Annotated in this window: 15 protein-coding genes; 9 read left to right on the forward strand and 6 right to left on the reverse strand. The window is 63.5% G+C overall.

The features are described 5' to 3' along the window. Positions 1-54 precede the first annotated feature (54 nt). From ABAC460_RS45635 to ABAC460_RS45650, 4 genes are read left to right on the forward strand one after another with little or no spacing between them, the layout of a single operon-like run. Positions 55-1,014, forward strand: a complete 960-nt coding sequence (locus tag ABAC460_RS45635; RefSeq protein WP_023455577.1) for a substrate-binding domain-containing protein — start codon at positions 55-57, stop codon at positions 1,012-1,014. 6 nt (positions 1,015-1,020) lie between these two features. Next, complete coding sequence (locus ABAC460_RS45640) at positions 1,021-2,532, forward strand: sugar ABC transporter ATP-binding protein (protein WP_023455578.1); 1,512 nt, start codon at positions 1,021-1,023, stop codon at positions 2,530-2,532. 10 nt (positions 2,533-2,542) lie between these two features. Then, on the forward strand, positions 2,543-3,523 hold the full coding sequence (locus ABAC460_RS45645; protein ID WP_023455579.1) for an ABC transporter permease: 981 nt from the start codon (positions 2,543-2,545) through the stop codon (positions 3,521-3,523). A 2-nt stretch (positions 3,524-3,525) separates the two neighbouring features. Beyond that, positions 3,526-5,700, forward strand: a complete 2,175-nt coding sequence (locus tag ABAC460_RS45650) for a GH92 family glycosyl hydrolase (RefSeq protein WP_235075859.1) — start codon at positions 3,526-3,528, stop codon at positions 5,698-5,700. 166 nt (positions 5,701-5,866) lie between these two features. On the opposite strand, the gene iolG is transcribed toward ABAC460_RS45650, so the two are convergent. Continuing rightward, complete coding sequence (gene iolG / locus ABAC460_RS45655; protein ID WP_023455581.1) at positions 5,867-6,850, reverse strand: inositol 2-dehydrogenase; 984 nt, start codon at positions 6,848-6,850, stop codon at positions 5,867-5,869. 176 nt (positions 6,851-7,026) lie between these two features. Here iolG and ABAC460_RS45660 point away from each other — a divergent pair, with 176 nt between their 5' ends. From ABAC460_RS45660 to iolB, 5 genes are all read left to right on the forward strand, one after another. Further along, positions 7,027-7,887: a MurR/RpiR family transcriptional regulator gene (locus ABAC460_RS45660; RefSeq protein ID WP_023455582.1), complete on the forward strand. Its 861-nt coding sequence runs from the start codon at positions 7,027-7,029 to the stop codon at positions 7,885-7,887. Between the two features lie 94 nt (positions 7,888-7,981). Further along, a complete protein-coding gene (locus ABAC460_RS45665) occupies positions 7,982-9,925 on the forward strand; it encodes a bifunctional 5-dehydro-2-deoxygluconokinase/5-dehydro-2-deoxyphosphogluconate aldolase (protein WP_023455583.1) in 1,944 nt (647 codons plus the stop codon). A gap of 14 nt (positions 9,926-9,939) precedes the next feature. After that, on the forward strand, positions 9,940-11,733 hold the full coding sequence (gene iolD, locus ABAC460_RS45670) for a 3D-(3,5/4)-trihydroxycyclohexane-1,2-dione acylhydrolase (decyclizing) (protein ID WP_031237467.1): 1,794 nt from the start codon (positions 9,940-9,942) through the stop codon (positions 11,731-11,733). Further along, positions 11,730-12,635: a myo-inosose-2 dehydratase gene (gene iolE, locus ABAC460_RS45675; RefSeq protein ID WP_023455585.1), complete on the forward strand. Its 906-nt coding sequence runs from the start codon at positions 11,730-11,732 to the stop codon at positions 12,633-12,635. Before iolD ends, iolE begins: the two co-directional genes overlap by 4 nt. Further along, on the forward strand, positions 12,632-13,435 hold the full coding sequence (gene iolB / locus ABAC460_RS45680) for a 5-deoxy-glucuronate isomerase (RefSeq protein ID WP_023455586.1): 804 nt from the start codon (positions 12,632-12,634) through the stop codon (positions 13,433-13,435). Before iolE ends, iolB begins: the two co-directional genes overlap by 4 nt. A 217-nt stretch (positions 13,436-13,652) precedes the next feature. Here iolB and manD read toward each other — a convergent pair whose 3' ends face one another. From manD to ABAC460_RS45705, 5 genes are all read right to left on the reverse strand, one after another. Further along, positions 13,653-14,864, reverse strand: a complete 1,212-nt coding sequence (gene manD, locus ABAC460_RS45685; RefSeq protein ID WP_023455587.1) for a D-mannonate dehydratase ManD — start codon at positions 14,862-14,864, stop codon at positions 13,653-13,655. A 453-nt stretch (positions 14,865-15,317) separates the two neighbouring features. After that, complete coding sequence (locus ABAC460_RS45690) at positions 15,318-18,374, reverse strand: TonB-dependent receptor (RefSeq protein ID WP_031237468.1); 3,057 nt, start codon at positions 18,372-18,374, stop codon at positions 15,318-15,320. 550 nt (positions 18,375-18,924) lie between these two features. After that, positions 18,925-21,399, reverse strand: a complete 2,475-nt coding sequence (galA, locus tag ABAC460_RS45695; RefSeq protein ID WP_023455589.1) for a beta-galactosidase GalA — start codon at positions 21,397-21,399, stop codon at positions 18,925-18,927. 114 nt (positions 21,400-21,513) lie between these two features. After that, positions 21,514-23,742, reverse strand: a complete 2,229-nt coding sequence (locus tag ABAC460_RS45700) for an alpha-N-acetylglucosaminidase (protein ID WP_023455590.1) — start codon at positions 23,740-23,742, stop codon at positions 21,514-21,516. A 2-nt stretch (positions 23,743-23,744) separates the two neighbouring features. Continuing rightward, positions 23,745-24,866 (reverse strand): acyltransferase family protein, encoded by a 1,122-nt coding sequence (locus ABAC460_RS45705; protein WP_023455591.1) that lies wholly within the window; start codon positions 24,864-24,866, stop codon positions 23,745-23,747. Positions 24,867-24,932: the final 66 nt, after the last annotated feature.

A 24,932-nucleotide genomic window follows, 5' to 3' on the forward strand; every position in this document is an offset into this window, starting at 1 on the left:
TATACCAAATACAAAAATGGTCGACCAATCGGCCGCGCTCTCCAGGAGGAAACCATGTCCATCAGCCGCCGCCACATGCTGGCCGCCACCGCAATGTTCGGTCTGTCGACCCTGGCTGCCTGCTCGAAAGGTGCCGAGGGCGGCGGCGACATCGTGGTCAGTTTCAGCGACCTGTCCCAGCCCTTTTTCGTCGCCATGCGCCGTGACCTGGAAGACGAGGCGCAGAAGCTGGGCGTCAAGGTCCAGGTGCTGGATGGCCAGAACAACTCCTCCAAACAGGTTTCCGACCTGGAAGCCGCGCGCATCCAGGGTATCGGCGCGGTGATCATCGCGCCGACCGACTCCAAGGCCCTGTCGTCGACCACCGACGCCCTGGCCGGTGAAGGCGTCACCGTCGTCTCGGTCGACCGCAGCATCGGCGGCGGCAAGCACGCCGTGCCGCATTTCGGCGCCGACAATGTCGCCGGCGGCCGCGCCATGGCCGACTGGGTGGTCAAGACCTTCCCCAAGGGCGCCAAGGTGGTGGTCATCACCAACGACCCCGGCAGTTCCTCCTCGATCGAGCGTGTCAAGGGCGTGCGTGAAGGCCTGGCGGCCGGTGGCGCCGCCTATCAGATCGTTGCCGAACAGACCGGCAATTCCAAGCGCGACCAGGCGCTGAGCGTCACCCAGAACGTGCTGACCTCAATGGGCGGCAGCCATCCCGATGCCATACTGTGCCTGAACGACGACATGGCCATGGGCGCGCTGGAAGCCATTCGCGGCGCTGGCTTTACACCAAAACAGATCGCGGTCCTGGGTTTCGACGCCATCCCTGAAGCCCTGGGCCGCATCAAGGCCGGTGACATGGCGGCGACCGTCGAGCAGAACCCCGGCGAACAGATCCGTACCGCCCTGCGCGCGGTGGTGGTGCATCTCAAAAGCAAGGCGCCGATCGTCTCCAACAGCCTGACTCCGGTCCTGATTACGCGCGACAACCTGAGCCAGGCGTCGCGCATCGCCGAAGTCAAGTAGATCGCCGTGCTGGACCTCGCCGACATCACCAAGCGGTTCCCCGGCGTGGTGGCGCTGGACGGCGCGCGCCTGTCGGTGGCCGCCGGTGAGGTCCATGCCCTGCTGGGCGAAAACGGCGCCGGCAAGTCGACCCTTTTGAAAATCTTTTCCGGGGCGCAGGCTTGCGATTCCGGCCGGCTGATGTTTGACGGCGCCGAGCTGTCGTCGTCCGACACACCGGTCCAGCGCCAGAAGGCCGGTATCGTCACCATCTACCAGGAGTTCAACCTCCAGCCCTTTCTGACGGTGGCGGAAAACCTCTATCTTGGCCGTGAGCCCGTGCGCTTCGGCCTGATCGACCATAGGCGCCTGCGCGCCGATGCGAAGGCGGTTCTGGAAGGTCTGGGGCTCGATCTCGATCCGGATATGGAGGTCAGCCGGCTGAACGTCGCCGACCAGCAGATGGTCGAGATCGCCCGCGCCATGACCTTGCAGGCCAAGCTGATCGTCATGGACGAACCGACGGCGGCCTTGAGCCCGCGCGAGGTCGATATCCTGCACCGGATCATTGGCGAACTGAAGGCGAGGGGAATCGCCGTCGTCTATGTCACCCATCGCCTGAAAGAGGTGAAGGCAATCTGCGACGGCTATACCGTGTTGCGCGACGGCCGTTTCGTCGCCACCGGCCGGGTGGCCGAGATCGAGGTCGACGGCATGGTGCGGCTGATGGTCGGGCGGGATGTCGAGTTCCTGCAGCGGCCGCCGCACCGCGAACCCGCCGAGGTCGTGCTGAAGGTCGACGGTGTCAGCCGCAAGCGGGGCCGTCACGAGGCCCGCGGCACGTCGCTGAGGGACGTCAGCTTTGAGGTCCGCGCCGGCGAGATTGTCGGCCTGGCCGGGCTGGTCGGGGCAGGGCGTACCGACCTGGTCCGCGTGCTGTTCGGCGCTGATATCATGGACAGCGGCACCATCACCCTGAACGGCCAGGTCGTCAATCCGGCGTCGCCGTGCGATGCGCTGAAGGCCGGTATCGCCCTGGTGCCTGAGGACCGCAAGCAACAGGGTTGTTTCCTTGACCATTCCATTCGTCACAACCTGTCCCTGCCCAGCCTGAAGCGGCTGTCGCGCTGGGGCGTGTTCGTCGACGAAACGGCGGAAAAGGCCCTGGTCGAGGACTTTCGCGCCCGGCTCAATATCCGCATGGCAAATGACGGCGTCGCCATGGCCACCCTGTCCGGCGGCAACCAGCAGAAGGTGCTGCTGGCCCGCTGCATGGCGCTGTCGCCCAAGGTGCTGATCGTCGACGAACCGACCCGCGGCGTCGATGTCGGCGCCAAGGCCGATGTCCACCAGGTCCTGTTCGACATGGCCGCGACGGGCGTCGCGGTGATCGTGGTGTCGTCGGAACTGCCCGAAGTCATGGCGGTCAGCGACCGCATCATTGTCTTTTGCGAAGGCCGGATCACCGGCACGCTGGATGGCTTTGCCGCCGACGAAGAGACCCTGATGGGCCTGATGGCTACAGGGCGTGCAGCATGAAAGAGATCGTATGACCACCTCCACCGAGCGGCCGCCCTTCGATATGGTCGCCTTCCTGCGTACCTGGGGCACGACCCTGTTCCTGCTGCTGCTGATCGTGGTGTTCGCGGCGTGGAACCCGCGTTTCCTGTCGCTGCGCAACGCGGTCAATATACTCACCGAGGTGTCGATCTATGGTGTCATCGCCGTGGGCATGACCTTCGTCATCCTGACCGCCGGGGTCGACCTGGCCGTCGGCTCGCTGCTGGCCTTTGCCGCCATCGCCGCCGCCTGGGTGGTGCAGGCCATGGGCGGGGCGGTGCCGCAATGGCTGGTCGCGCTGGTGGTGGCGTCCTTTATCGGCCTGGCCGCCGGCTTTCTGCATGGCAAGTCGGTCACCTGGCTGAAGGTGCCGGCCTTTATCGTCACTTTGGGCGGGATGACGGTGTGGCGCGGCGCCACCCTGATCCTCAATGACGGCGGGCCGATCTCGGGTTTCGACGACGGCTATCGCTGGTGGGGCACGGGCAGCATCCTCGGCGTTCCGGTGCCGGTTATCATCTTCGCCCTGGTCGCCCTGGCCGGTCACATCGCCCTGCGCCATACCCGTTACGGCCGCCAGGTCTATGCCGTCGGCGGCAATGCCGAGGCGGCGCGGCTGGCCGGGATTAACGTCAAGGCGGTGATCATCAGCGTCTATGTCATCGTCGGCTTCCTGGCCGGTTTGTCGGGTTTCCTGTTGTCGGCCCGGCTGGGGTCGGCCGAGGCCGTGGCCGGCATCAATTACGAGCTGCGCGTCATTGCCTCGGTGGTCATCGGCGGGGCCAGCCTGTCGGGCGGTTCCGGCAGCATCCGCGGCACCTTGATCGGCGCGCTGCTGATCGGTGTCCTGTCCAACGGCCTGGTCATCATGCACGTCTCCTCCTACTTCCAGCAGGTGGTCATCGGCCTGATCATCGTCGCCGCCGTCGCCTTCGACGCCTACGCCAAATCCCATCGTGGAAAGGTCTGATCGTGTCCTTTAAATTGTTTGCTTTTGCCGCCGGCCTGATGCTGGCTGTTCCCGCCTGGGCGGAAACGCCGCTCTATACCTATGTCGATCCGATGATCGGCGTCGGCAATGACAACCAGGGCGACACCATACCGGGCACAGCCGTGCCGCACGGTTCGATTCATCCCAGCCCCCAGACCCTGACCGGCAGCAATGCCGGCTACGACCCGAAAGCCGAGATCAGCGGTTTCGCGCAACTGCATACCCAGGGTTCGGGCGGGATCACCACATATGGCACCTTCCTGGTTTCGCCTCAGGTCGGCGCGCCGCAGTTCGACGAAGCCGCTCACCTGTCGCCCAAGGCGAATGAGCAGGCCGGCGCAGATGCGTATGCCGTGACCCTGTCGCGCTATGATATTCGCGCCGAGGTCACGCCGGCGCATTACGCCGCGTTGTATCGGTTTACCTACCCGACGACCGGCGAGGCCAATGTCGTCTTCGACATCACGCGCAAGATCCTGGGCGTCACCGCCAGCGACAATGCCGAGGTCACGCTGTATCCGGAAGAGGGCCGCATCGTCGGCCGGGTCAAGGCCAAGGGCTACTGGAACCCGGCGAAGTTCGACATCTGGTTCGTGGCGCAGTTGGACACAAAGCCCAACGCGTGGGGCGTGTTCAAAAACGGCGAGGTGCTGAAGGGCGCCATCAACGGCAAGAGCGGTGCGGACGAGCGTCTGGGCGCGTGGTGGTCGTTTGCCGCCAATGGGCAAAAGCCGGTTTTGATGAAGGTGGCTGTGTCGTTTGCCGGGGCGGAGCGGGCTCAGCAACTGCTGGACCACGACCTGCCGGGCTGGGACTTCGACGCGGTTCGTAGCCAGGCCCGGGAGGCCTGGAACACCGAGCTGGGGCGGATCGAAATTTCCGGCGTGCCCGATGCGGATAAGCGTCGATTCTATACGGCGCTCTATCACACGGCGATCCAGCCGCGCGACCGGTCTCTGGATCAGGCTGATTCCGAGCTGCAAGCGCCGTACTGGGACGACTACTACACCTTGTGGGACACCTACCGCACCGAATTCCCGCTGATGTCGCTGATCAAGCCGCGCGAATATGCTGCCAATGTCGCCTCGATCATCCATACCTTCGACAAGTTCGGCTATGCCGACACCGCCATCATCGGCGGCCGCAACTACCATGTGGGGCAGGGGGGCGACGAGGTCGACAACGTCATCGGCGAAGGCCTGCTGCGCGGTGTCGAGGGCATCGACTGGAACGCCGCCTGGAAGGTGGTCCATTTCAACGCTTTTGAACGCCGCCGTCCGCGCTATCTGGTCGAGGGCTATTTCGCGGTCGGCGATCGCAGCCCGGAACCGAACAATCAGCGCGCCAAGTCGGGTTCGTCGACGGTCGGGTTTGCGTTGAACGACTATTTCGCGGCGAAGGTCGCCGAAAAGGCCGGTGATGCCGACAAGGCGGCCGTGTTGCTGCAACGCTCGGATAGTTGGCGCAAGGTATGGAATGCGGATGCCGTGAGCGACGGTTTCAGCGGTTTCATTATCCCGAAATATGCTGACGGCCGGTTCCAGGACCTGGATCCGAAGCTGGGCTGGGACGGGGTGACCTACAACAATGTCGGTTTTTATGAGGGGACGGCCTGGGTCTATTCCTACGACATGCTGCACGACATTCCGGGCATGATCGCGGTCATGGGGGGGCCGGAACGCTTCCGTGAGCGGCTGGAGCATGCGTTGAAAGCCGGGCTGATCGACATGACCAACGAGCCGTCGTTCACGACGCCGTGGCTGTTCCATAATATCGGCCGGCCGGACCTGTCGGCCTATTGGGCGGACGGGATATTCCGTGATTTTACGGCTGATGCCTATCCGGGCGACGAAGACAATGGCGCCATGAGCTCGCACTATGTCTTCAACCGTATTGGGATATTCCCCAAGCTGGGCAGTGACCTGTTCTATCTCCATGGCCCGCGTCAGCCGCGGACGCTGATCCGGCTGGAGAACGGCAAGACGTTCGAGATTGTCGCGAAGAATGCCGGGCCGGATGCTATCTATATCCAGTCGGCCAGGCTGAATGGTGCGGTGTTGGCGAGCGCCTTCCTGCGCCAGGCGGACATCGTCAATGGCGGTAAGCTGGAATTGGTGATGGGCAAGACGCCCGGAACCTGGGGGCGAGGACAATAATACCTCTCCCCATTTACGGGGAGAGGACGAGAGCGGAACGAAGTGAACGCGATCGGGTGAGGGCCCTCTCACAGTTCAAATGCAGCGGAACCGCCAGAAAGAGCCCCTCACCCTAACCTCTCCCCGTGAAGAACGGGGAGAGGGGATTTCTTACTTCCCTGCCATCCTACAGCTTCACAACCTGTCCACACTTCACCGACTGCGCGGCGGCTTCGGCCAGTTCCAGCGCCTTGACGGCGTCATCGAACCCGACCAGCGGTTTCGCTTCGCCAGCCATGATCGCCGCGAAATGTTCGACCTCGGACCGATAGGCTTCGGCGTAGCGATCCAGGAAGAAGTTCTGGAACGCATCCAGCACCGGCCCGTCCGCGCCCCAGTGCGACACCGTCGATTCCAGCACATTGTCGGCCTTCAGCAGGCCCTTGGCGCCATAGGCTTCGATGCGCTGGTCGTAACCATAGCCCGAGCGGCGCGAATTGCTGATGACGCAAATCCGGCCCGAGGCCGTCTTTAAAGTCGTCTTGGCGGTGTCGATATCGCCGGCCTCGCCGATTGCCGGATCGACCAGGCAGGATGCGCCGGCGAAGACCTCGGTGACCTCCTCGCCCAACAGGTAGCGCGCCATGTCGAAGTCGTGGATGGCCATGTCCTTGAACAACCCGCCCGACACTTTCACGTAGGAAATCGGCGGCGGCGCCGGGTCGTGGCTGATGATCAGCAGGCTTTCCAGCTTGCCGACGCGGTCCGCGTCTAACTGACGTTTTAACGCGCCGAAATGGCGGTCGAAGCGGCGGTTAAACCCCAGTAACAACGGCCGGTCGCCGCCCAGCAAACCGGCGGCCGCGCGTGCCGTCGCCAGGTCCTGGTCGATCGGCTTTTCGCACAGCACGGCCTTGCCAGCGGCGATCGCCTTCAGGGTCTGATCCAGGTGCTGGTCGGTCGGCGAGGCGACCACGATGCCGCGGATGGCCGGATCGGCCAGCACAGCCTCCAAGGTCGAGACTGCTGAGCCGGTTTCCGTCGCCAGGCTTGCCGCGCTGTCGCCGATGGGATCGACGACCGCCTTCAGCTTCAGGCGCGGATGCGCCGCAACGTTTTTGGCGTGGATACGGCCGATGCGGCCCGCGCCGATGACGGCAACTTCAAACATGATTTTGACCCTGTTTCAGTCCTTGGACGAAATATTTATTCCATTTTTAGAATGACGCCGGTAATATGAGCACGAAGTCATTCCGCAATCGGATTTTCAGGTTTGGAACAAAAATTCCACACCATGTCAACTTGGAATTCCGCCCAGGCGAGAACAAAAAAGGACACGGGAAGATCATGGCCGACGAACACGTTGAACTCGCACATATCCCTCCGCCCCAGACGGTGGAAGCGTTACGCGCCGAAATCATGCGTCAGTACGACCTGGCGTCGCGGCGCATGAAGCAGGTGGCCAGCTTTGTGCTGGACAAGCCGGAGGATGTCGCCTTCGAGACCCTGGCCGTGGTGGCAGACCGCGCCGGTGTCCAGCCGTCGACCATTGTCCGTTTTGCAAAGACCCTGGGCTATCCCGGCGCCTCGCAGATGCAGAAGGTGATCCGCGACGAGATGCTGGCCAGCCATATCACCCTGGCCTATGGCGAACGCGCCCGTCAGTTCAGCGAAGCCGGCGGCGGGGATGAAACCGCCGACACCATCCTGGACGAATATGTCGAGGCCGATATCCTGGCGCTGAATCACCTGCGCCAGTCGGTGACCGCGGCCCAGATCACCGAGGCGGTCGACGCCATGGTCAAGGCCAAGACCATCTATATAGCCGGCTTCCGCCGCGCCTTTCCGGTGGCGTCCTATCTCGCCTATGCCCTGCAGCGCGCCGGCAAGCGCGTCGTCTTTATCGACGGCACCGGCGGGTTGTGGAGCAACCAGGCGCGCGGCATCGGACCGGACGACCTGCTGATCGCCATAAGCTTCCGGCCCTATGCCGAGGAAACGGTCAAGTGCCACGCCCTGGCCGTCGAACAGCGCGCCAATATCCTGGCGGTCACCGATTCCAATGTCTCGCCATTGGTCAAGGGCGCGGCCCAGGCCCTACTGTTGCGTGAGGCCGAGGTACGGTCGTTCCGGTCGCTGACCTCAACCCTGTGCCTGGCCCAGAGCCTGGTCATTGCCTATGCCTTCGCCACCCAGGATGAAGAATAAAATCTGCGATATGAAATGATAATTGCATTTTTTGAAATGAAAGAATAAAAATTCCAATGAGGGCGCGAGACGGCGTCCCGTGGAGGATTCGCGTATGGACGCTCACACTGCCGGCGGACTGGATGTTATCACCCTGGGGCGATCCAGTGTGGACCTGTACGGTCAGCAGATCGGCAGCCGGCTGGAAGATATGGCGTCCTTTGCCAAGTATGTTGGCGGTAGCCCGACCAATACCGCCATCGGCGCCGCGCGACTGGGGCTGAAGGCCGGGCTGATCACCCGCGTCGGCGCCGACCATATGGGCCGTTTCATCCTGGAAGCGCTGCATCGCGAAGGTATCGACACCCGCGGCGTGGTCACCGATCCGGCGCGGCTGACGGCGCTGGTCCTGTTGGGGATCGTCGACAAGGAAACCTTTCCGCTTATCTTCTATCGCGAAAACTGCGCCGATATGGCGATCGACATGGCCGATATCGACCCGGCCTGGCTGGCCTCGGCGCGGGCCCTGGTCGTCGACGGCACGCATTTGTCGCAGCCCGGCGTTTATGCCGCCAGCCTGGAGGCCATCCGCCAGGTCAAGGCCGCCGGCGGGAAGATCGCCTTCGATATCGACTATCGCCCGGTGCTGTGGGGCCTGACCTCGCGCGATATGGGGGAGCAGCGCTATGTTGCCAATCCTGAGGTCACGCAACGCCTGGCCGTCGTGACGCCGCTGTGCGACCTGATCATCGGCACCGAGGAAGAGGTGCGAATCCTTGGCGGCAGCGACGATGTCATCACGGCTTTGAAGGCCATCCGCGCCGCGACCGACGCCGTCCTGGTGTGCAAGCTGGGCGCCGAGGGCTGCGCCATCTTCGACGGGGCGGTGCCGGATCGTATCGAGGACGGCCTGGTCGTACCCGGCTTTCCCATCGATATCATGAACGTCCTGGGCGCCGGCGATGCCTTTTCCGCCGGCTTCCTGCGCGGCTGGCTGGGCGGCGAAGACCTGGCCACCTGCGGCCGTTGGGCCAATGCCTGTGGCGCCTTGGTCGTTACCCGCCATTCCTGCGCGCCGGCCATGCCGAGCTTCGAGGAACTGCAGGCGTTTCTGGCCATCCGCCATCCCATGTCGCCGGCCGATCAGGCGCGGCTGGATCATCTGCACTGGTCCTATACCCGCCATCGCGACTATGAGGCCCTGATGATCCTGGCCATGGATCACCGTTTCCAGTTCGAGGAGATGGCCGCCGACTTGGGCGCCGATATGGCGCGGATCTCGGCCTTCAAGCGCCTGGCCCTGCGCGCCGTCGACAGCCTGGCCAATGGCAGCGCCGCCTTCGGCGTCCTTCTGGACGGCCGTTACGGCGCCGATGCGTTGAGTGAGGCCGGCCACACCACCTACTGGATCGGTCGCCCGGTCGAGGTGCCCAAGTCGCGCCCGTTGCGGTTCGAAACCGGCGCCGATGTTGGGTTGGAGCTGAACACCTGGCCGGCCAACCAGGTCGTCAAATGCCTGGTCCTGTACCATCCCGATGACGAGGAAACCCTGCGCGCCGAGCAAGAGCGGCAACTGGTCATCCTGTTCGACGCCTGCCGCAAGTCGGGCCACGAACTGCTGCTGGAACTGATCCTGCCGCCCGACATGCCGGCCGACAAGACCACGCGCAGCCGCGGCATCCAGCGTCTGTACGATCTGGGTATCAAGCCGGACTGGTGGAAGCTGGAGCCCGTCACCGATCCGTGCATCTGGGAAAACATCGATGCCGCCATCGCCGCCAATGACCCGCTGTGCCGCGGCGTGGTGGTGTTGGGGCTGTCGGCGCCCGAGGACGAACTGCTGCGCGCTTTCGAGGTCGCGGCGCGGTTTGAATGCGTGAAAGGATTTGCCATCGGCCGCACCATCTTCCACGATGTCGCCGCCCGGTGGCTGAAGGGCGAGATGGACGATGCCGGGGCTGTGGAAGCCATGGCGTCGAAGCTGTCGCGTCTTGTCACCGCCTGGCGTGACATGCGCCGCCGGCCGGTGCTGGCGTCTTTGAAGGAAAGCGTGGCGTGACGATTCGACTGACCATGGCCCAGGCCCTGACGCGTTATCTGACGCGCCAGTCGGTGGAGACCGAGTCCGGTGTGGTGCCCTTCTTTGCCGGCGTCTGGGCGATTTTCGGCCACGGCAATGTCGCCGGGCTGGGCGAGGCGCTGTACGGCGTCCGCGATGAGCTGCCGACCTATCGCGCCCATAACGAACAGGCCATGGCCCATGCCGCCATCGCCTATACCAAGCAGTTACGGCGCCACCGCGCCTTTGCCTGCACGACTTCGATCGGGCCGGGCGCGACCAACATGGTCACCGCCGCGGCGGTGGCCCATGTCAACCGCCTGCCGGTGTTGTTCCTGCCTGGGGACGTCTATGCCAGCCGTCGGCCGGATCCGGTGCTGCAGCAGATCGAGGATTTCGGTGACGGCACGGTCACGGCCAATGACTGTTTCCGACCGGTGTCGCGGTGGTTCGACCGCATTACGCGGCCGGAGCAGATCCTGAAAAGCCTGCCGCGTGCCATGGCGGTGCTGACCGATCCGGCTGAGTGTGGTCCGGTGACCCTGGCCCTGTGCCAGGATGTTCAGGCCGAGGCCTTCGACTATCCGGAAGACTTTTTCGCGCCGAAGGTCTGGCGCCTGCGCCGGCCACAAGCCGATCCCGCTGAACTGGCCGATCTGATTGAGGCCCTGTCAGCGGCGCAGCGCCCGCTGATCATTGCTGGCGGCGGCGTCCGTTACAGCCGTGCCGAAGCCGCCCTGGCCAGTTTTGCCGAACGCCACAATATCCCGTTCTGCGAAACCCAGGCCGGGAAGGGGGCTGTGCCCTATGATCATCCGCTTAATCTCGGCGCTATCGGTGTCACCGGGACCGACGCCGCCAACCGGGCGGCGCGCGAGGCTGACCTGATCGTGGCGGTCGGGACGCGGTTGCAGGACTTTACCACGGGATCGGCGGCTTTGTTTCCTCAGGCGCGGATCGCGGCGATCAATACCGCGGCCTTCGATGCCGGCAAGTTCAATGCCCTGGCTGTGGTCGGCGACGCCCGCTCCGTGCTGGAGGCCGTCGCCGTGCAACCGGCGCCGGCGGTATGGACCGACGGTTTACGGGCCGAATGGGACGCCACTGTCGACGGCGTGCTGGCGGCGGCCGAACCGGCCACCGAAGCCCGGGTGCTGGGCGCCCTGATGCGGACCATTGATGACAATGCTGTGGTGGTCGCGGCGGCCGGTGGCCTGCCGGGTGACATGCACAAGCTGTGGCGTACCAAGTCGTCTGGCGGCTATCACATGGAGTACGGCTATTCCTGCATGGGCTATGAGGTCGCCGGCGGGCTGGGCGTCGCCCTGGCCGAGCCCGACCGCGAGGTCTATGTCCTGGTCGGCGACGGCAGCTATCTGATGATGAATTCGGAGCTGGCCACCGCCGTCATGATGGGGGTGCGGATGACCGTGGTGCTGATCGACAATCGTGGTTTTGGCTGTATCCACCGCCTGCAGAAGGCGACCGGCGGCGCGCCGTTCAACAATCGGCTGGAAGATTCCTGGCATACGCAGTTACCGCCGATCGACTTCGTTGCCCACGCTGCCTCCATGGGCGCCCATGCCGTCAAGGCTGATGACATCGCCGGCTTCGAGGCCGCCATCGCCGAGGCGCGCGTCCGGGGCGGCGTCAATGTCGTCGTCATCGACACCGAAGCCACCACGGGCACCTCCGAAGGCGGCGCTTGGTGGGATGTCGCCGTGCCGCAGGTGTCGGACTCGCCGACGGTTTCGGCCGCCCGTGCCGCTTACGATCAAAAACTCAAGACCATCAGGGACATACCATGACCATCACCTTCGGCGTCAGCCCCATCGCCTGGATCAATGACGACATGCCGGAACTGGGTGGCGACACGCCGCTCGACAGCGTTCTGAAGGACATTGCCGAGGTCGGTTTCGCCGGTTCGGAACTGGGCGGCGCCTTTCCGAAAGACCCGGCCGAGCTGAAGGCGACCCTGGGGCGGTTCGACCTCGAACTGGTTGGCGGCTGGTATAGCTGCGAGCTGCTGACGCGCGACGCCGAGGCCGAGATTGCCGCCTTGCAGGGCCATCTGGCGTTGCTGCGCGCCCTGGGCAGCCGGGTCTTCGTCATTGCCGAGACCAGCAATGCCATCCACGGCCAAAGGGACGTGCCGCTGAAGACCCGGCCGCATCTCGATGAAGCCGGCTGGGTGCAGTTCGGCGCCCGCCTCAGCGCCGTGGCGGACTATGTCGGCGCGCAGGGCCTGAACCTGGCCTATCATTATCACCTTGGCACTGTGGTGCAGGATGCCGATGACCTGAACAACTTTTTCCGCCATACCCGGCCCAATGTCGGCGTGACGCTGGACACCGGCCATGCCGTTCTCGGTGGCATCGATCCGCATAAGGTCATCGCCGAGCATCCCGAGCGCATCGTCCATGTCCATTGCAAGGATGTCCGTCAGGCGGTGTTCGATGCGACGGCGGGCAAGGACGACAGCTTCCTCAATGGTGTGCTGGCCGGCATGTTCACCGTGCCGGGTGACGGTTCGATCGACTTCGACCGCATCATGACCGGGCTGAAGGCCATTCGCTACAGTGGCTGGATCATCATCGAGGCCGAGCAGGACCCGGCCAAGGCGGATCCGCGCACCTATGCCGTGCTGGGCTTGAAGAAGCTGAAGGACGCCGCGCGCAAGGCCGGCCTGATCGAGGCGGTGGCGGCGTGAGCCATCTGCGGGTCAGACCCCACGCGCCGGACGCCAACGGGCAGGTGCTGGAGGTCACGCCGCAAAGTGCCGGCTGGACGCATGTCGGCTTTGCGGTGGTGAAGCTGTCGCCGGGCCAGAGCTATACCGGCCTTGAGACGACGCGCGAAAGCTGCCTGGTCTTGGTGGCCGGTACGGCCGATATCCGGGCGGGCGACGAGATGTTTGCTGCGGTCGGCGGCCGGTCGTCGCCGTTCGAGGACTTGGCCCCGGGAGCCGTGTTTGTTTCGGCCGCTACGGATTATGCCGTGACCGCCGTGACCGAGGTCGAACTGGCTGTATGCACGGCGCCGGGCGCGCCTGGTTATGCGCCACGTCAGATACCGGCCGCCGAGATGGGCCGGGAGGTTCGCGGGCAGGGGAGCAACACCCGCTATGTCCGCAATATCCTGCCGCAGGACCGGCCGGCGCACAGTCTGCTGGTTGTCGAGGTGGTGACTCCGGCCGGCCACTGGTCCAGCTATCCGCCGCACAAGCACGACACGGCCGAAGAGGGCGCCGAGACTGCGCTGGAAGAGACCTATTATCATCGCCTCGACCCGCCGCAGGGCTTTGCCTTCCAGCGCGTCTATACCGACGACCGGTCGCTGGATGAAGCCGTGCTGGTCGAGGACGGCGACGTCGTCATGGTGCCGCGCGGCTACCATCCGGTCGGCGCGCCGCATGGCTATAATCTCTATTATCTCAATGTGATGGCTGGCCCTGAGCGACGTTGGATCTTCCGCAATGACCCGGCCCATGAATGGATCGTCACCGGCTAATTCTTCTTCGCGCCTTCGCGTCTTCGCGTGCAATTCCTTCTGACCGTCCTGGTGCCTGGAACGGACCGAAGAGGTTTCACGCGAAGACGCGAAGACGCGAAGAAGATCAAGAAGAGCTGCATTCCCGACAAAAAGAAGCCCGGCACATGAAATGCCGGGCTTTAGTTCAGCACGAGCCAGGGAGATGAGGGAAGGCTGTGCTGCGGGAAAAGGGGCGCTACCAGTTGAACATCGTGCCGTCTTCCAGACGGTTCACGGGCAGGTAACTGCGCCGATACGGATAAAGAGCGGCCCGGGCCTCGTCGATGTCGACGCCCAGTCCAGGTGCGTCGCCCGGGTGCAGGCAGCCGTCCGCGAAGCTATAGCCGTGCGGGAAGACCTCGTCGGTTTCCGGCGTGTGACGCATATATTCCTGCAGCCCGAAGTTCGGGATCGACATGTCGAAATGCAGCGCCGCCGCCATGGTCACCGGCGACAGGTCGGTCGCGCCATGACAGCCGGTGCGTACCTGGTACAGGTCGGCCAGGGCGGCGATGCGGCGCATATGGCTGATCCCGCCGGCATGCAGAACCGTGGCGCGGATATAGTCGATCAACTGGTTCTGGATCAGGTCCTTGCAGTTCCAGATGCTGGAGAAGATCTCGCCGACCGCCAGGGGTGTCGTGGTGTGCTGGCGGATCAGGCGGAAGGCTTCCTGGTTTTCGGCCGGGGTCGAGTCCTCCATCCAGAACAGGCGGTAGGGCTCCAGGTCCTTGCCCAGCCGGCCGGCCTCGATCGGCGTCAGGCGGTGGTGGACGTCGTGCAGCAGATGGACGTCCCAGCCCAGGGCCTCGCGCGCGGCGGCGAACAGCTTCGGGATGTGGTTGAGGTATTTCGCCGTCGACCAGACATTCTCGCTCGGCAGGTCGTTGTCGGCCGGTTCATAGAACATCTTGTCGGCCGAGACGCCGTAGGTCGAGGGCAGGCCGGGCACGCCGGTCTGGAGGCGGATCGCCTTATAGCCCAGGGCATTGTACTTCAGCGCTTCGGCAATGGTGTCGTCGATCGTCTCGCCATTGGCGTGGCCATAGACGGTGACGCCGTCGCGGCAGGCCCCGCCCAGCAGCTCATAGACCGGCAGGCCGGCTACCTTGCCCTTGATGTCCCACAAAGCCATGTCGACGGCGGCGATGGCGGTCATGCCGACCGGGCCGCCGCGCCAGTAGGCGCCCTTGTACAGAAATTGCCAGATGTCCTCGATGCGGTGGGCGTCGCGTCCGATCAGGCACGGAATGACGTGGTCCGTCAGATAGCTGGCCACGGCCAGTTCGCGGCCGTTCAGAGTCGCGTCGCCGATGCCATGCAGGCCGTCGGCGGTTTCGATCTTCAGGGTTACGAAGTTGCGCCCGGGGGAGGTAACAATCACACGGGCAGCGGTAATTCTGGACATGGTCACTTCGGGTTTAGTAAAAATTGGCCGACCAATTTTGAGTCGATGGGCCGTCAGGGTTGTCGGTCGACACTAGGTCAGAGTCAGGGAAACGTCAATTTCGAATTTCAAAAAAATGATAAATATATTCTATTTTGGCGATCGGGCAAAAAAACAGCCTGACCGTGGGCCAGGCTGTTGGAGGGAGTTGGTTGAGGGATACGCGTCGGCTTACTATATCGGGGGACGGTCGGAACTTAGGATCGTTGCGGCCGTTTTGACGTTCCGACTCGGGATCAGAACGTCGCCCGGATCGAGAGACGGAGTTTCTGAATTGAAACTCCGTCGGGCAGGCAAGGTCTAGAGCGGGTTGCGTTCAGATGGAAACGCTTAGCGGAACGCAACCCGCTCTAATTTTTACGTTTATACGCTCCGCGCGTTTTTCGATTTGATTCCGTGTAAACGCGCTTTGCTCTAGAAATTGGCCTTGACGCTGGCGGTGAAGGTTTGACCGTCATAGTCGATCTGACGGACCATGCGTTCGTCGCCCTGATATTCCTTCCGGAACGAGTTGGTCAGGTTGTAGGCATCCAGCGAGACGGAGATGCGCTCATTGATGTTGTACGACGCCGAAAGGTCGAGCTGGCCGCGGGCGGCAGCGTTTCGGGCGTTGCCGAAGAAGGTGCCTGAGCCATCCAGATTGTATTCCGAACGCCAGTTGTAGACAGCGCGAATGCCGTATTTGGCCGTTTCATAGTACAGGATGGCGTTGTAGTTGTGCTTGGAGATACCTGGGAAGGGATTCGCCGAGCCGCCGGTCTGCTTGGCCTGGGTGAAGGCGTAGTTGAGCGATCCACCAAAGTTTTTCCAGAAGCTGGGCAGGAAGTCAAAGTTCTGCTGGATGTTGAACTCAAGGCCACTGACATAGGTCGGTGAGTCGATGTTGTGATTACCGCCGGCGAAAATCCGGTAAGAATTGGGAACACCGTTGACGACGTCATTAGCGTTGGTCGCACTGCAGTAGCTGCCGTTCCAGGTCAGGGCGCCAAAGCCCCAGTCACTGCCATCGGCCGGGCAAAGCACGGCCGGATCGGCAATGGCGGCGACGCGGTTCGTCAGCTTCTTCTTGAAGTAGGCCAGCGAGATGAGACCATTGGGACGATTGTACCATTCCAGCGACAGATCATAGTTGTCAGCCAGGTAGGGCTTCAACTGGCCGCTGGCCAGGTTGATGTTGACATTGGTTATGGTCTGGGTGGCCGTCGACTCGTTGTTGGTGGAATAGGAGTAGCTGCGGACAGGGCTGCTGGTCTGCGGATCGGGCCGGACGTAGGTCTTGTAGTAGGCCGCGCGAAGCACGACGTTTTCGAACACGTCACCGACGGCGATCGCCGAAGGCAGGATCTGGCTGTAGGTGTCCTTGTAGGTGTGCCAGGTATAGTCGGACCGCGCCCCGACGCCGCCATTGCTGGCCACGCGCGCTGTGCGATCCAGTGTCGTCACTTCGTATTCCGTGGTTTCGGAACGGACGCCAAAGTTACCGCGAACGCGATGCCCGAAGATGCTGGTGTCATACTTGGCTTGAATGTAAGCCTGCATGAGCTCATTCGTCACCTTGAAGTTGTTGTTCGCAAAGCCGCCGTCAGCATAGAAGACGTTGAACCCGAGCTCCGAAAGTTCGCCGTTGTTGTAGCGGGTAACGGGGCGGATGGCATTCAGGAAGGGGATGGGATCGATCGTCAGCCAGTCCGTGTTAATCGGTGCCTTGCCTTCCATGAAGTCATCGACCGATGGCGCCTTGATCAGCATCGAAGCGGTGATGTTCTGGGTCTGGATGCCGTAGGCCATATTACGCACACCATGGCTGGTGTATTCGTTGCTTTCCGACCGCACACCGCCCTGAATGCTGGTGATGGGGCCAAAGTCGACCTGGCGTTCGGCGTCGAGCTGTACGGAATTTACACTCTTGGCGGCGTAGCGGTGCGTTCCGCCCACGTGCAGGAGATACTTGCCATCCGACGTGAACAGGTCCTGAGGCGCATTCGGCGCCCAGTTCCAGTAGCCGGGCTGGAATCCTGCCGTCGTGGCGGAGGCACGGAAGGGCAGGGTGAACATAACGTTCTGCGGATTGGGCGTGACCGACTGATAGAAATCGTTCAACTCGCCAAGACCGGTATCCATGACCTCCACCAGGCCGTTGTTGCCCGACCCGCCAAGCGTCACGGTACGCAGGTCAAGCTCGGTTTCTTCGGAGGAGTTCGAAGAGCTGGTTGCGGCAATGACGCCGGCGAAGCGCCACTTGTCGTTTTCCCACTCGGCGTTCAGGAAGAGACCATCGGCAGCCTGCTTTTGCGAGAACAGACGCGTCGAGCTCTTGCCATCGTAGTTGCTGTTTCGGGTACGCGGGATGACGGCGAAGCCATTTTCCATAACCACCGGCGAGCTGAGGGGCTCAACCGTCGCGGTGCCGAACGGATCGTTCAGCAGAAAATACTGCACGGTATCGGGCAGGTCGCGATCGCTGTGATAGCCCGTAACACCGATTTTGAGGTTGTCGTTCACCCGCCATTCGGCGCCGAGCGAGCCGGACTGAAGCGTACCCACGTTCATGCGGGTATATTGACGCATGAGGCCCAGAGCCCAGATACCGTTCTGGGACAAACTTCCGACGTTGGACGGCGCAGTATAGGGGTTTGAGCCGAGGGCCTGAGCCAGGGTAAAGGTCGAGGAGCTGGCGGTCGTGCCGTAATAGGCGCCATAGGCGTCGGCGAACTGTTGCGCTGTCAGCTTGCTTTGCGCCAGGGTGAGGCGGTTGTAGCCGTTATACCGCAGGGTATCGCGGCGGAAGTTCTCCTTGCGGTAGGCGAACGTGCCGAACACCGCGAAGTCACTGTTGAAGTGCTTGTTGTAGCCGATTGTGTAGGCCGGCGCGCCCAGTCCGCCGTTCGTGTTGTATTCGTAGGCTGCCTTGGCAAATCCGCCATCCTTGCGTCCCAGGGCGGGGGCGATCTGCATGTCGATATTGCCCGACAGGCCGCCCGACTGGGAATTCGCCATCGGCGACTTCTGGATCGAGAAGGCCGTGAAGATGTCCGAATTGAAGGCGCCCAGCGGCGTGCCGTCGGCGCCGCCGGTCGTGGTGACATACGGCGGTTCCGCGAAGGCCTGGCCGTTCAGGGTAGTGCGGGCATAGTAGCCAGGCATGCCGCGAAGACCGATCGTCGCGTTGCGGCCCTCGGCCTCGCGGTTGATCTGGACGCCCGGAATGCGTTGCAGGGCTTCGCCGACGTTCAGATCGGGGAAGCGGCCCAGGCCGTCCGACGATATGCCGTCCGAGATTTCAATATTCTGCTTTTTCGCCCGGATGGCATCGGCGGCGCTTTTCTTGAAGCCGGTCACCACGATGACGTCGCCGGTCGCCTGCGGCGCCGCGTCCTGGGCGTGGGCGATGCCGCCGACGCCGGTCAGGATGGTCGCGCCCAGCAATGCGTACCTGAAGCTTGCCCTGCCGATAGTTATGCCTTTTTTCATTGTGTCTCTCCTGTGTTGTGGTGCCCGTACCGCCCGTACGGGAGTTAAGTCTTGGCAGGTCCGCAAGCGCCTTTGGTCTTCGTCCAAGGTTTCAATTCTGAAAAATTGGCCGACCAATTTTTGCGGCTTACGAACGGCGAAGCCGGCGATACGAAGGCGGGATCTGTGGCCCATCCTGCCTTCGCCGCGGCATCAGGCACGTCGTCCTTTCGCCGAAATTCTGCGGAAGTTCATACTGGCCCCTGAGTAAGTGTTTTTGTGTTCTTGGGCGCAGACACCCCCAGGCCAGAAACGCGGTTCCTGATAGGCCTCTGCGACAATCCTCAGACTAAAAGCGATGTTACGGAATGTCAATTCCATGAAATATCAAATATGATATTTTCATTTCAAAACGTTTTGATCTTTTAGTTTCAAATGCTGGGATACGGCTGCCGGTAGTGGCAATGCCTTGATTTGCAATGTTTTTCGCAAATCGGGAATCCGTCGCTCTACCGTGGGTTCCAATCAGGTTTTCCGTTCCTGTAACTGAAACACCACAGTTTTGACGGGTTCAGGCCTCGATTCGAATCGTCACCGACGCCGGTGCCAGGCCCTCGCTGCGTGCCGTGACACGGCAGAGTCCGGCCTGGCCACGGCGTGACTGCACGATCGCCTGGGCCAGGCCGTTGAACAGCCGGCGCGATGTGGCGCGGTCGGCTTCGAGACTGGTGGGATTGCCATTGCCGACGCCGATCACCGCGCCCGGACCGTCGCTGTCGAAGTGGACCAGGTTGTCGGCGTTCGGCACGGGAAGGCCGTCCTTGTCGACCGCCTCGACACGCAGCAGGGCCACGTCCTGGCCGTCATTCGTCACGGCCGCGCGGTTGGCGGTCAGGACCAGCCGGGCCGCGGGGCCGGCGGTGCGGCGCATGGTTTTCATCACGACCTTGCCGTTCTTTTCGCCGAACGCAGTCAGGGTGCCGGGCGCGTAGGGGACCTGCCATTCCTGGTGGCTGTCCCGGGGCATGGTCTTGCGGCCCAGGCTCTTGCCATTGAGGAACAGTTCCACGGCGTCGAGATTGGCATAGGCCCAGACGGCGATCGCCTGACCTTCGCGGCCTTCCCAGTTCCAGTGCGGCAGGAGGTGCAGCACCGGCTCATCCTGCCACCAGGACCGGTAATAGTGGTAGATGTCCTTGGGGAAGCCGCAGGTGTCAAAGATGCCGAAATGTGACGAGATCTCCGGCCAGCGGTTGAACGGTGTCGGCTCGCCGCGATAGTCGAAGCCGGTCCATACCAGCCCGCCCGACAGGTAGGGCTTCGAATTGTAGAGCGTCCACCAGGCTTCTGCGGTCAGGGCATAGGAGGGAGCGTCCAGGTCGTAGGCGCGGACATAGCCCCTGGCCTCGTCGCGGATATATTCGCCGCGCGTCGATACGGCGCTGGCCGTCTCCGTACCGATGATCGGCATGTCGGGATAGAGTTTCCGGAAGGGCTCGATGTCCATTTCGTGGTAGTTGAAGCCCATGACGTCCAAGGCCGGTGTGATACCGTAGCCCTGGTAGTGGTTCATCGCCGCCGTCACCGGCCGCGTCGGATCCAGGGCCTTGACGGCCCGGCGCATGTCTTTGGCGATTTTCAGCCCGCGGGCCGTACCTTGCTGGGCGGTCTCCTCATTGCCGATCGACCACAGGATGACGGACGGGTGGTTGCGGTCGCGCCGGATCAGGGTTTCCAGCTGGGCGATGCCCTCCGGCGCCGAGGTCATCAGCCGCGTCTCGTTGACCACCAGCATGCCGAGGCGATCGCAGGCGTCCAGCAGTTCCGGCGCCGGCGGATTGTGGGCACAGCGCCAGGTATTGGCGCCGAGCGCCTTCATCTGTTCGACCCGCCAGACGTGCAGGGCATCGGGCATGGCAATGCCGACCCCGGCATGGTCCTGGTGGTTGTTGGCGCCGCGAATCTTGAGCCATTTTCCGTTGAGGAAGAAACCGTTCTGGGCGTCGAAACGGATATCGCGCAGGCCGAAGCGTGTGGTCGCCGCATCGGTCACCTGGTCATTGCGGCGCAGTTCGCTGCGGATGGTGTAGAGGTGGGGATCGTCTAGCGACCACAGATGCGGCGCGGGCAGGGCGGCGGCCTGGGGGACCGTCACCTCGGCGAAGGCGCCGATCTGGACGGCGGACTCGACGGTGGCGACCGCCTTGCCGGCGCCGTCGAACACGGTCGAGACCAGGGTCAGTTCGGCGGTGCTATCCTCCTGGTTCGCCACCCGCGTTTCCAGCGCGACCTGGCCCGAGGTCTCGCCGCGCGCCCATACGCCCCACTGCGGGATGTGCAACCGGTCGGTCTTGACCAGCCAGACATGGCGATAGATGCCGGCACCTTCGTAGAACCAGCCTTCACCGAGCGTCGCGTCGACGCGCACCACCAGGACATTGGGGCCTTCGGTGTCGATGAAGTTGCTGATGTCGATACTGACCGGGGTGTAGCCGCTTTCGTGGCGCGCCAGGATGTAGCCATTGAGGATGAAGGTGGCGTCGCGGAACACGCCGTCGAATTCCAGCGTCAGGCGCTTTGTCTCGTCGGCCTTGTCCAGCCGGAAGACCTTGCGGTACCAGCCGATGCTGTTTTCCGGGAACTTGCGGCCCAGGGCCTTATAGCCATGGCCGGCGGCGGGGTCGCCGTCGTCCGGGTTGTTCGGCGGGATGAAGTATTCGTTCTTCGCAAAGGGCAGATCGATCGCCCAGTCGTGCGGCAGGTCGACGGCACGCCAGGTCGAGTCGTCGAAATCGGCGGCTGTGGGTGCTGCGACGCCCTGGCCCTGTTTGGCGAAGGTCTTCTGGTCGCGACCGAAGCCGTAGTCGCGGTTGACGTCCGAGGCGTGGCCCAGCGAGAAGCGCCAGTCGAAGTCGAACGGGATGCGCCGGCGCGGTGACAGGTCTTCGAAGGTGGCTGCCGAGGCGCCGGTGGCGGTGAGGGCCGGGGCGACCGCCATCCCGGCGGCCGCAGCGCGCAGCAGGGTGCGCCGATCGGTTTCGAACATGGTTGTTTCCTTTTGGAGCGCATCCCGAAAAGTGTGACGCACTTTTCGGATTAAGATGCGCGTTAAAACAAAAGCTTAGAGCGCCGATCCGATTCTTCCGGATCGAAACGCGCTCTAGCTCAGGCTGGCCAGCAGCCGCGCTGCGTCTGCGGCCGGATCGGACGGTACTCGCCGCGTCACCGGCGCGGTCGAGTCGACCCAGGTGGTTTCCCAGGCGATCAGGCGTTCGGTGGTCGCGCCCTGGTCAAAGCCAGCCGCGCGCAGGGCCGCAAACTGTATCTCCCAGCGCGGCAGGTAGAAATCGCGGTACAGGCCTTGCCAGGCCTTGGAGGCGTAGTCGTGCAGATTGCCCTTGCCGCCCCACACCGTGACCTGGGCGCGGGCATTGCGTTCATAGTAAACCTTCTCGGCCGTGGTATCGCCATAGGCGCGTGCCTGGTCGATCCAGCCGGCCAGGTGCCAGGGCTGGGCGCCCATCAGGTCGTCCAGGGCCAGGGTCAGCCGGCGTATCTCTGCCGCCGACCGGTCGCCGGAGGCGATGTCGCCGCCGCCATAGGCGCTCAGGGCGGCGCGGATATGGTCGTCGAGATGCAGGCTGGCGAGGTGGCGAGTGAACTCGACGACGTCGTGGCGCAGCAGGGGGCTGTCAGACTTGGTCGCCAGCAGTGTGGTCAGCCCGGTACGCAGGGCGGTGCGATCGCCGGGGGCGCCTTCGAACTGCGCCATGGCGACGTCCGGTCGTTTGCACAGCAGATAGGCGCCGGCGGTCGAGCGCCACCAGCGCGGTGTCCAGTAGCGCGTGGTGTAGACGCCCTGGATGATGTCGAGCCAGGCCGAGACCATTTCCGGAGAACTGGAACCATAGCGGGCGCGGGTATAGCCGGCCAACCAGTCGGGCAGGGAACGGTCGCGGTTCCAGGCCAGGTCGTAGAGGTAGTCATAGACGACCGAATTGTTGTCCAGGCCTTCCGGAAAGACGCCGAAGCCCTGCAACCGGCCGCGATCGGGATCGGCGGTGATCGCCGCGACATCACGACGATAGAAGCCGAGATCGCCATAGACCGGGTTGGAGCCGCCGTAATTGTGGACATAGCCATAGATCCAGCCCTTGCCGTGGAAGGCCTGGGCGGTCTGGCGGACCTTGGGGTAGCGGTCGTTGCCGATGTCGAGCACCGTCAGCCCGTCGTCGGGGACATCGCGCAGGAAGGCGGCGATGGCGTCGCCGGTCCAGAAGGCCTGGTCGGCGCCGAACAGCCAGCCCTGCATCACCCAGACAGCGTCCGGCCGGACGCCGCGGATCGAGTCGTGCAGGCGCTTGCCATAGGCGGCCAGGCGTTCGGTTTTTACGGCCGGATCGACATGGGCGGCGGCTTCCTTGTTGGCGGTGGAGTCGCCATAGCCGCCTTCGGCAGGGCCGTCACCGATCGGCGGCAGCATCTCGTTGAAGGCGTCGGCCAGGTAGTAGCGGCCCTTGCCGTAGGTCTGGTCGTAGAGGTCGAGGAACCGTGCCGCCAGCTTCGGGAACAGCGGATCGGCGGGATCGAGCCAGTAGGTTTCGTGGAAGCCTTCCCAGGCCCGCATGCGGTAGATGCGCGCCTGGGGGTGGCTTTCGGCAAAGGCTTTGGGGACGTAGCCGGCAAAGGCCGGCAGGATCGGCTCCATGCCCAGCTCACGCATGGCGCCCAGGATGCGCGTCTGCAGGTCGCGTTTCTTGACGATCCACGACAGCGGCAGGGGCGCCTGATAGCCTTCGATATTGCCCATGCGCTGCCATGGGGTGAAGGCCGGGCCTGAGAAATAGGCGTCCAGATCGCCGTCGCTGAGGCCTTCGCCGCGCCACAGTTCGCGCCACACCCACTCCTGGCCCTCCATGGCCAGCGGCATGTCGATGCCGTGCAACGCCATCCAGTCGATCTCGCGCCGCCAGCGTTTCCAGTCCCAGAAGGGCGTGGTGTAACCGAAGGTGCAGGTGTTCATATAGACGCGGTGCTGGAACGGTGAGGTCACCGGCCCGCTGCGGCCTTGCGGCAGGTGGCGGGGCAGGGCGACGCGGTCGCCTTCCCAACTGGTGTGGGCCAGGCCGAAATCGCCGAGATAGGCATAGGCGCCGCGCAGGGCAGCGACCGGTGAGGAGGCGGCGACCGTGACCTGTCCGTCGCGGGCATTGTAGGTGTAGGCGGGCGCCGGGGCCTTCGTGATTTCGAGGTGGAAATCCCTTGCCCGCTTGCCGATCAGCCGTGTCAGCGTGGCCTGAGCCGGCGCTATGGGCGCGGCGGCGGCGGCCGAAGGCAGGGCGGCCAGGCCCAGCAGGGCGTGACGGCGGGAGAGGGGGAGCTTGGTCATGGTCAAATCTTGATCAGGATACGGTTGCGGTCGAGCGCGTAGCCGAAGCCCCAGCACACCAGCATATAGGCGATGGCGCAGAGCAGGGCGCCCAGGGCGCCGGGGACGACGGCTTGGAACAGGGCGCCCGCGACGTCATACAGGCCTTTGCCGGAAGGCAGCCGGATCAGTTGCAGGACGGTGACCAGCAGCTCCGAGAACAGGTAGATGGCGAGCGGGTTGCGTCCGAAGACTTCGCAGAAGCGGACGCCGAACCGGAGTTTTGCCAGCTCGACATAGGCGATCAGACCCGCCAGCAGGCCCAGGTCGATGCCGATATTGATCAGGGCGAAGGAACTGGTCCACAGCCGCTTGGACAGGGGGAAGGCCAGGCTCCAGGCCAGGGCGGCGGCGATGATGACGGCACCGGCGATCGCCAGCCGGATCGCGACTTGGCGCAGGTCCGGGCGCAGGTCGGATTGCGACCGGATATAGCGGCCGGCCAGGTAACCGGCCAAGACATTGACGATGGCGGGCAGGGTGCTGAACAGGCCTTCCGGGTCGTAACCCTTGCCCTTGGCATACATGTGGTCGATGCCGATGACGGCGCGGTCGATCTGGGCGCCGATATTTCCCAATTGTGAGAACTGTTCTCCCGGCGGCCCGAACGCCAGCAGGGCGCCCCAGTAACCCAGCAGCAGGACCGCGCAGAGACCGATCAGCTTCGGGATATCGAGCCAGCGCACGGCGACCGCCGCGGCGAGGAAGCACAGGGCGATCCGTTGCAGCACGCCCGGGATGCGGGTGTGCTCGACGGGGTTGAGCGCCCAGCCGTCCGCTGTCGCCTGGACGAACGGAAACCAGTACATCAGATAGCCGAGCAGGAAGAGAATGGCGGCGCGTTTGACCACTTTCCAAAGATAGACGCCGGCCGTGCCAGCCTTGGGATCGCCGAAGCTCATGGCATTGCCGACGGCGAACAGGAAGGCCGGAAAGACGAGGTCCGCCAGGGTCAGGCCGAACCATTTCGCATGCGACAATTGGGCAAACGGCTCGGCGCCGGGGCCCGAGGTGTTGACCACGATCATGAAGGCGACCGTCAGGCCGCGAAAGACGTCCAGGGATGTAAAGCGTTGCCCAGCCATACCGGCATGATGAGCCAGTCGCTTCGCAGGGTCAATTTCAAAAATGAAAAAAATAGAAAATATATT

The sequence above is a fragment of the Asticcacaulis sp. AC460 genome, from assembly GCF_000495795.1.
Lineage (GTDB): Bacteria > Pseudomonadota > Alphaproteobacteria > Caulobacterales > Caulobacteraceae > Asticcacaulis.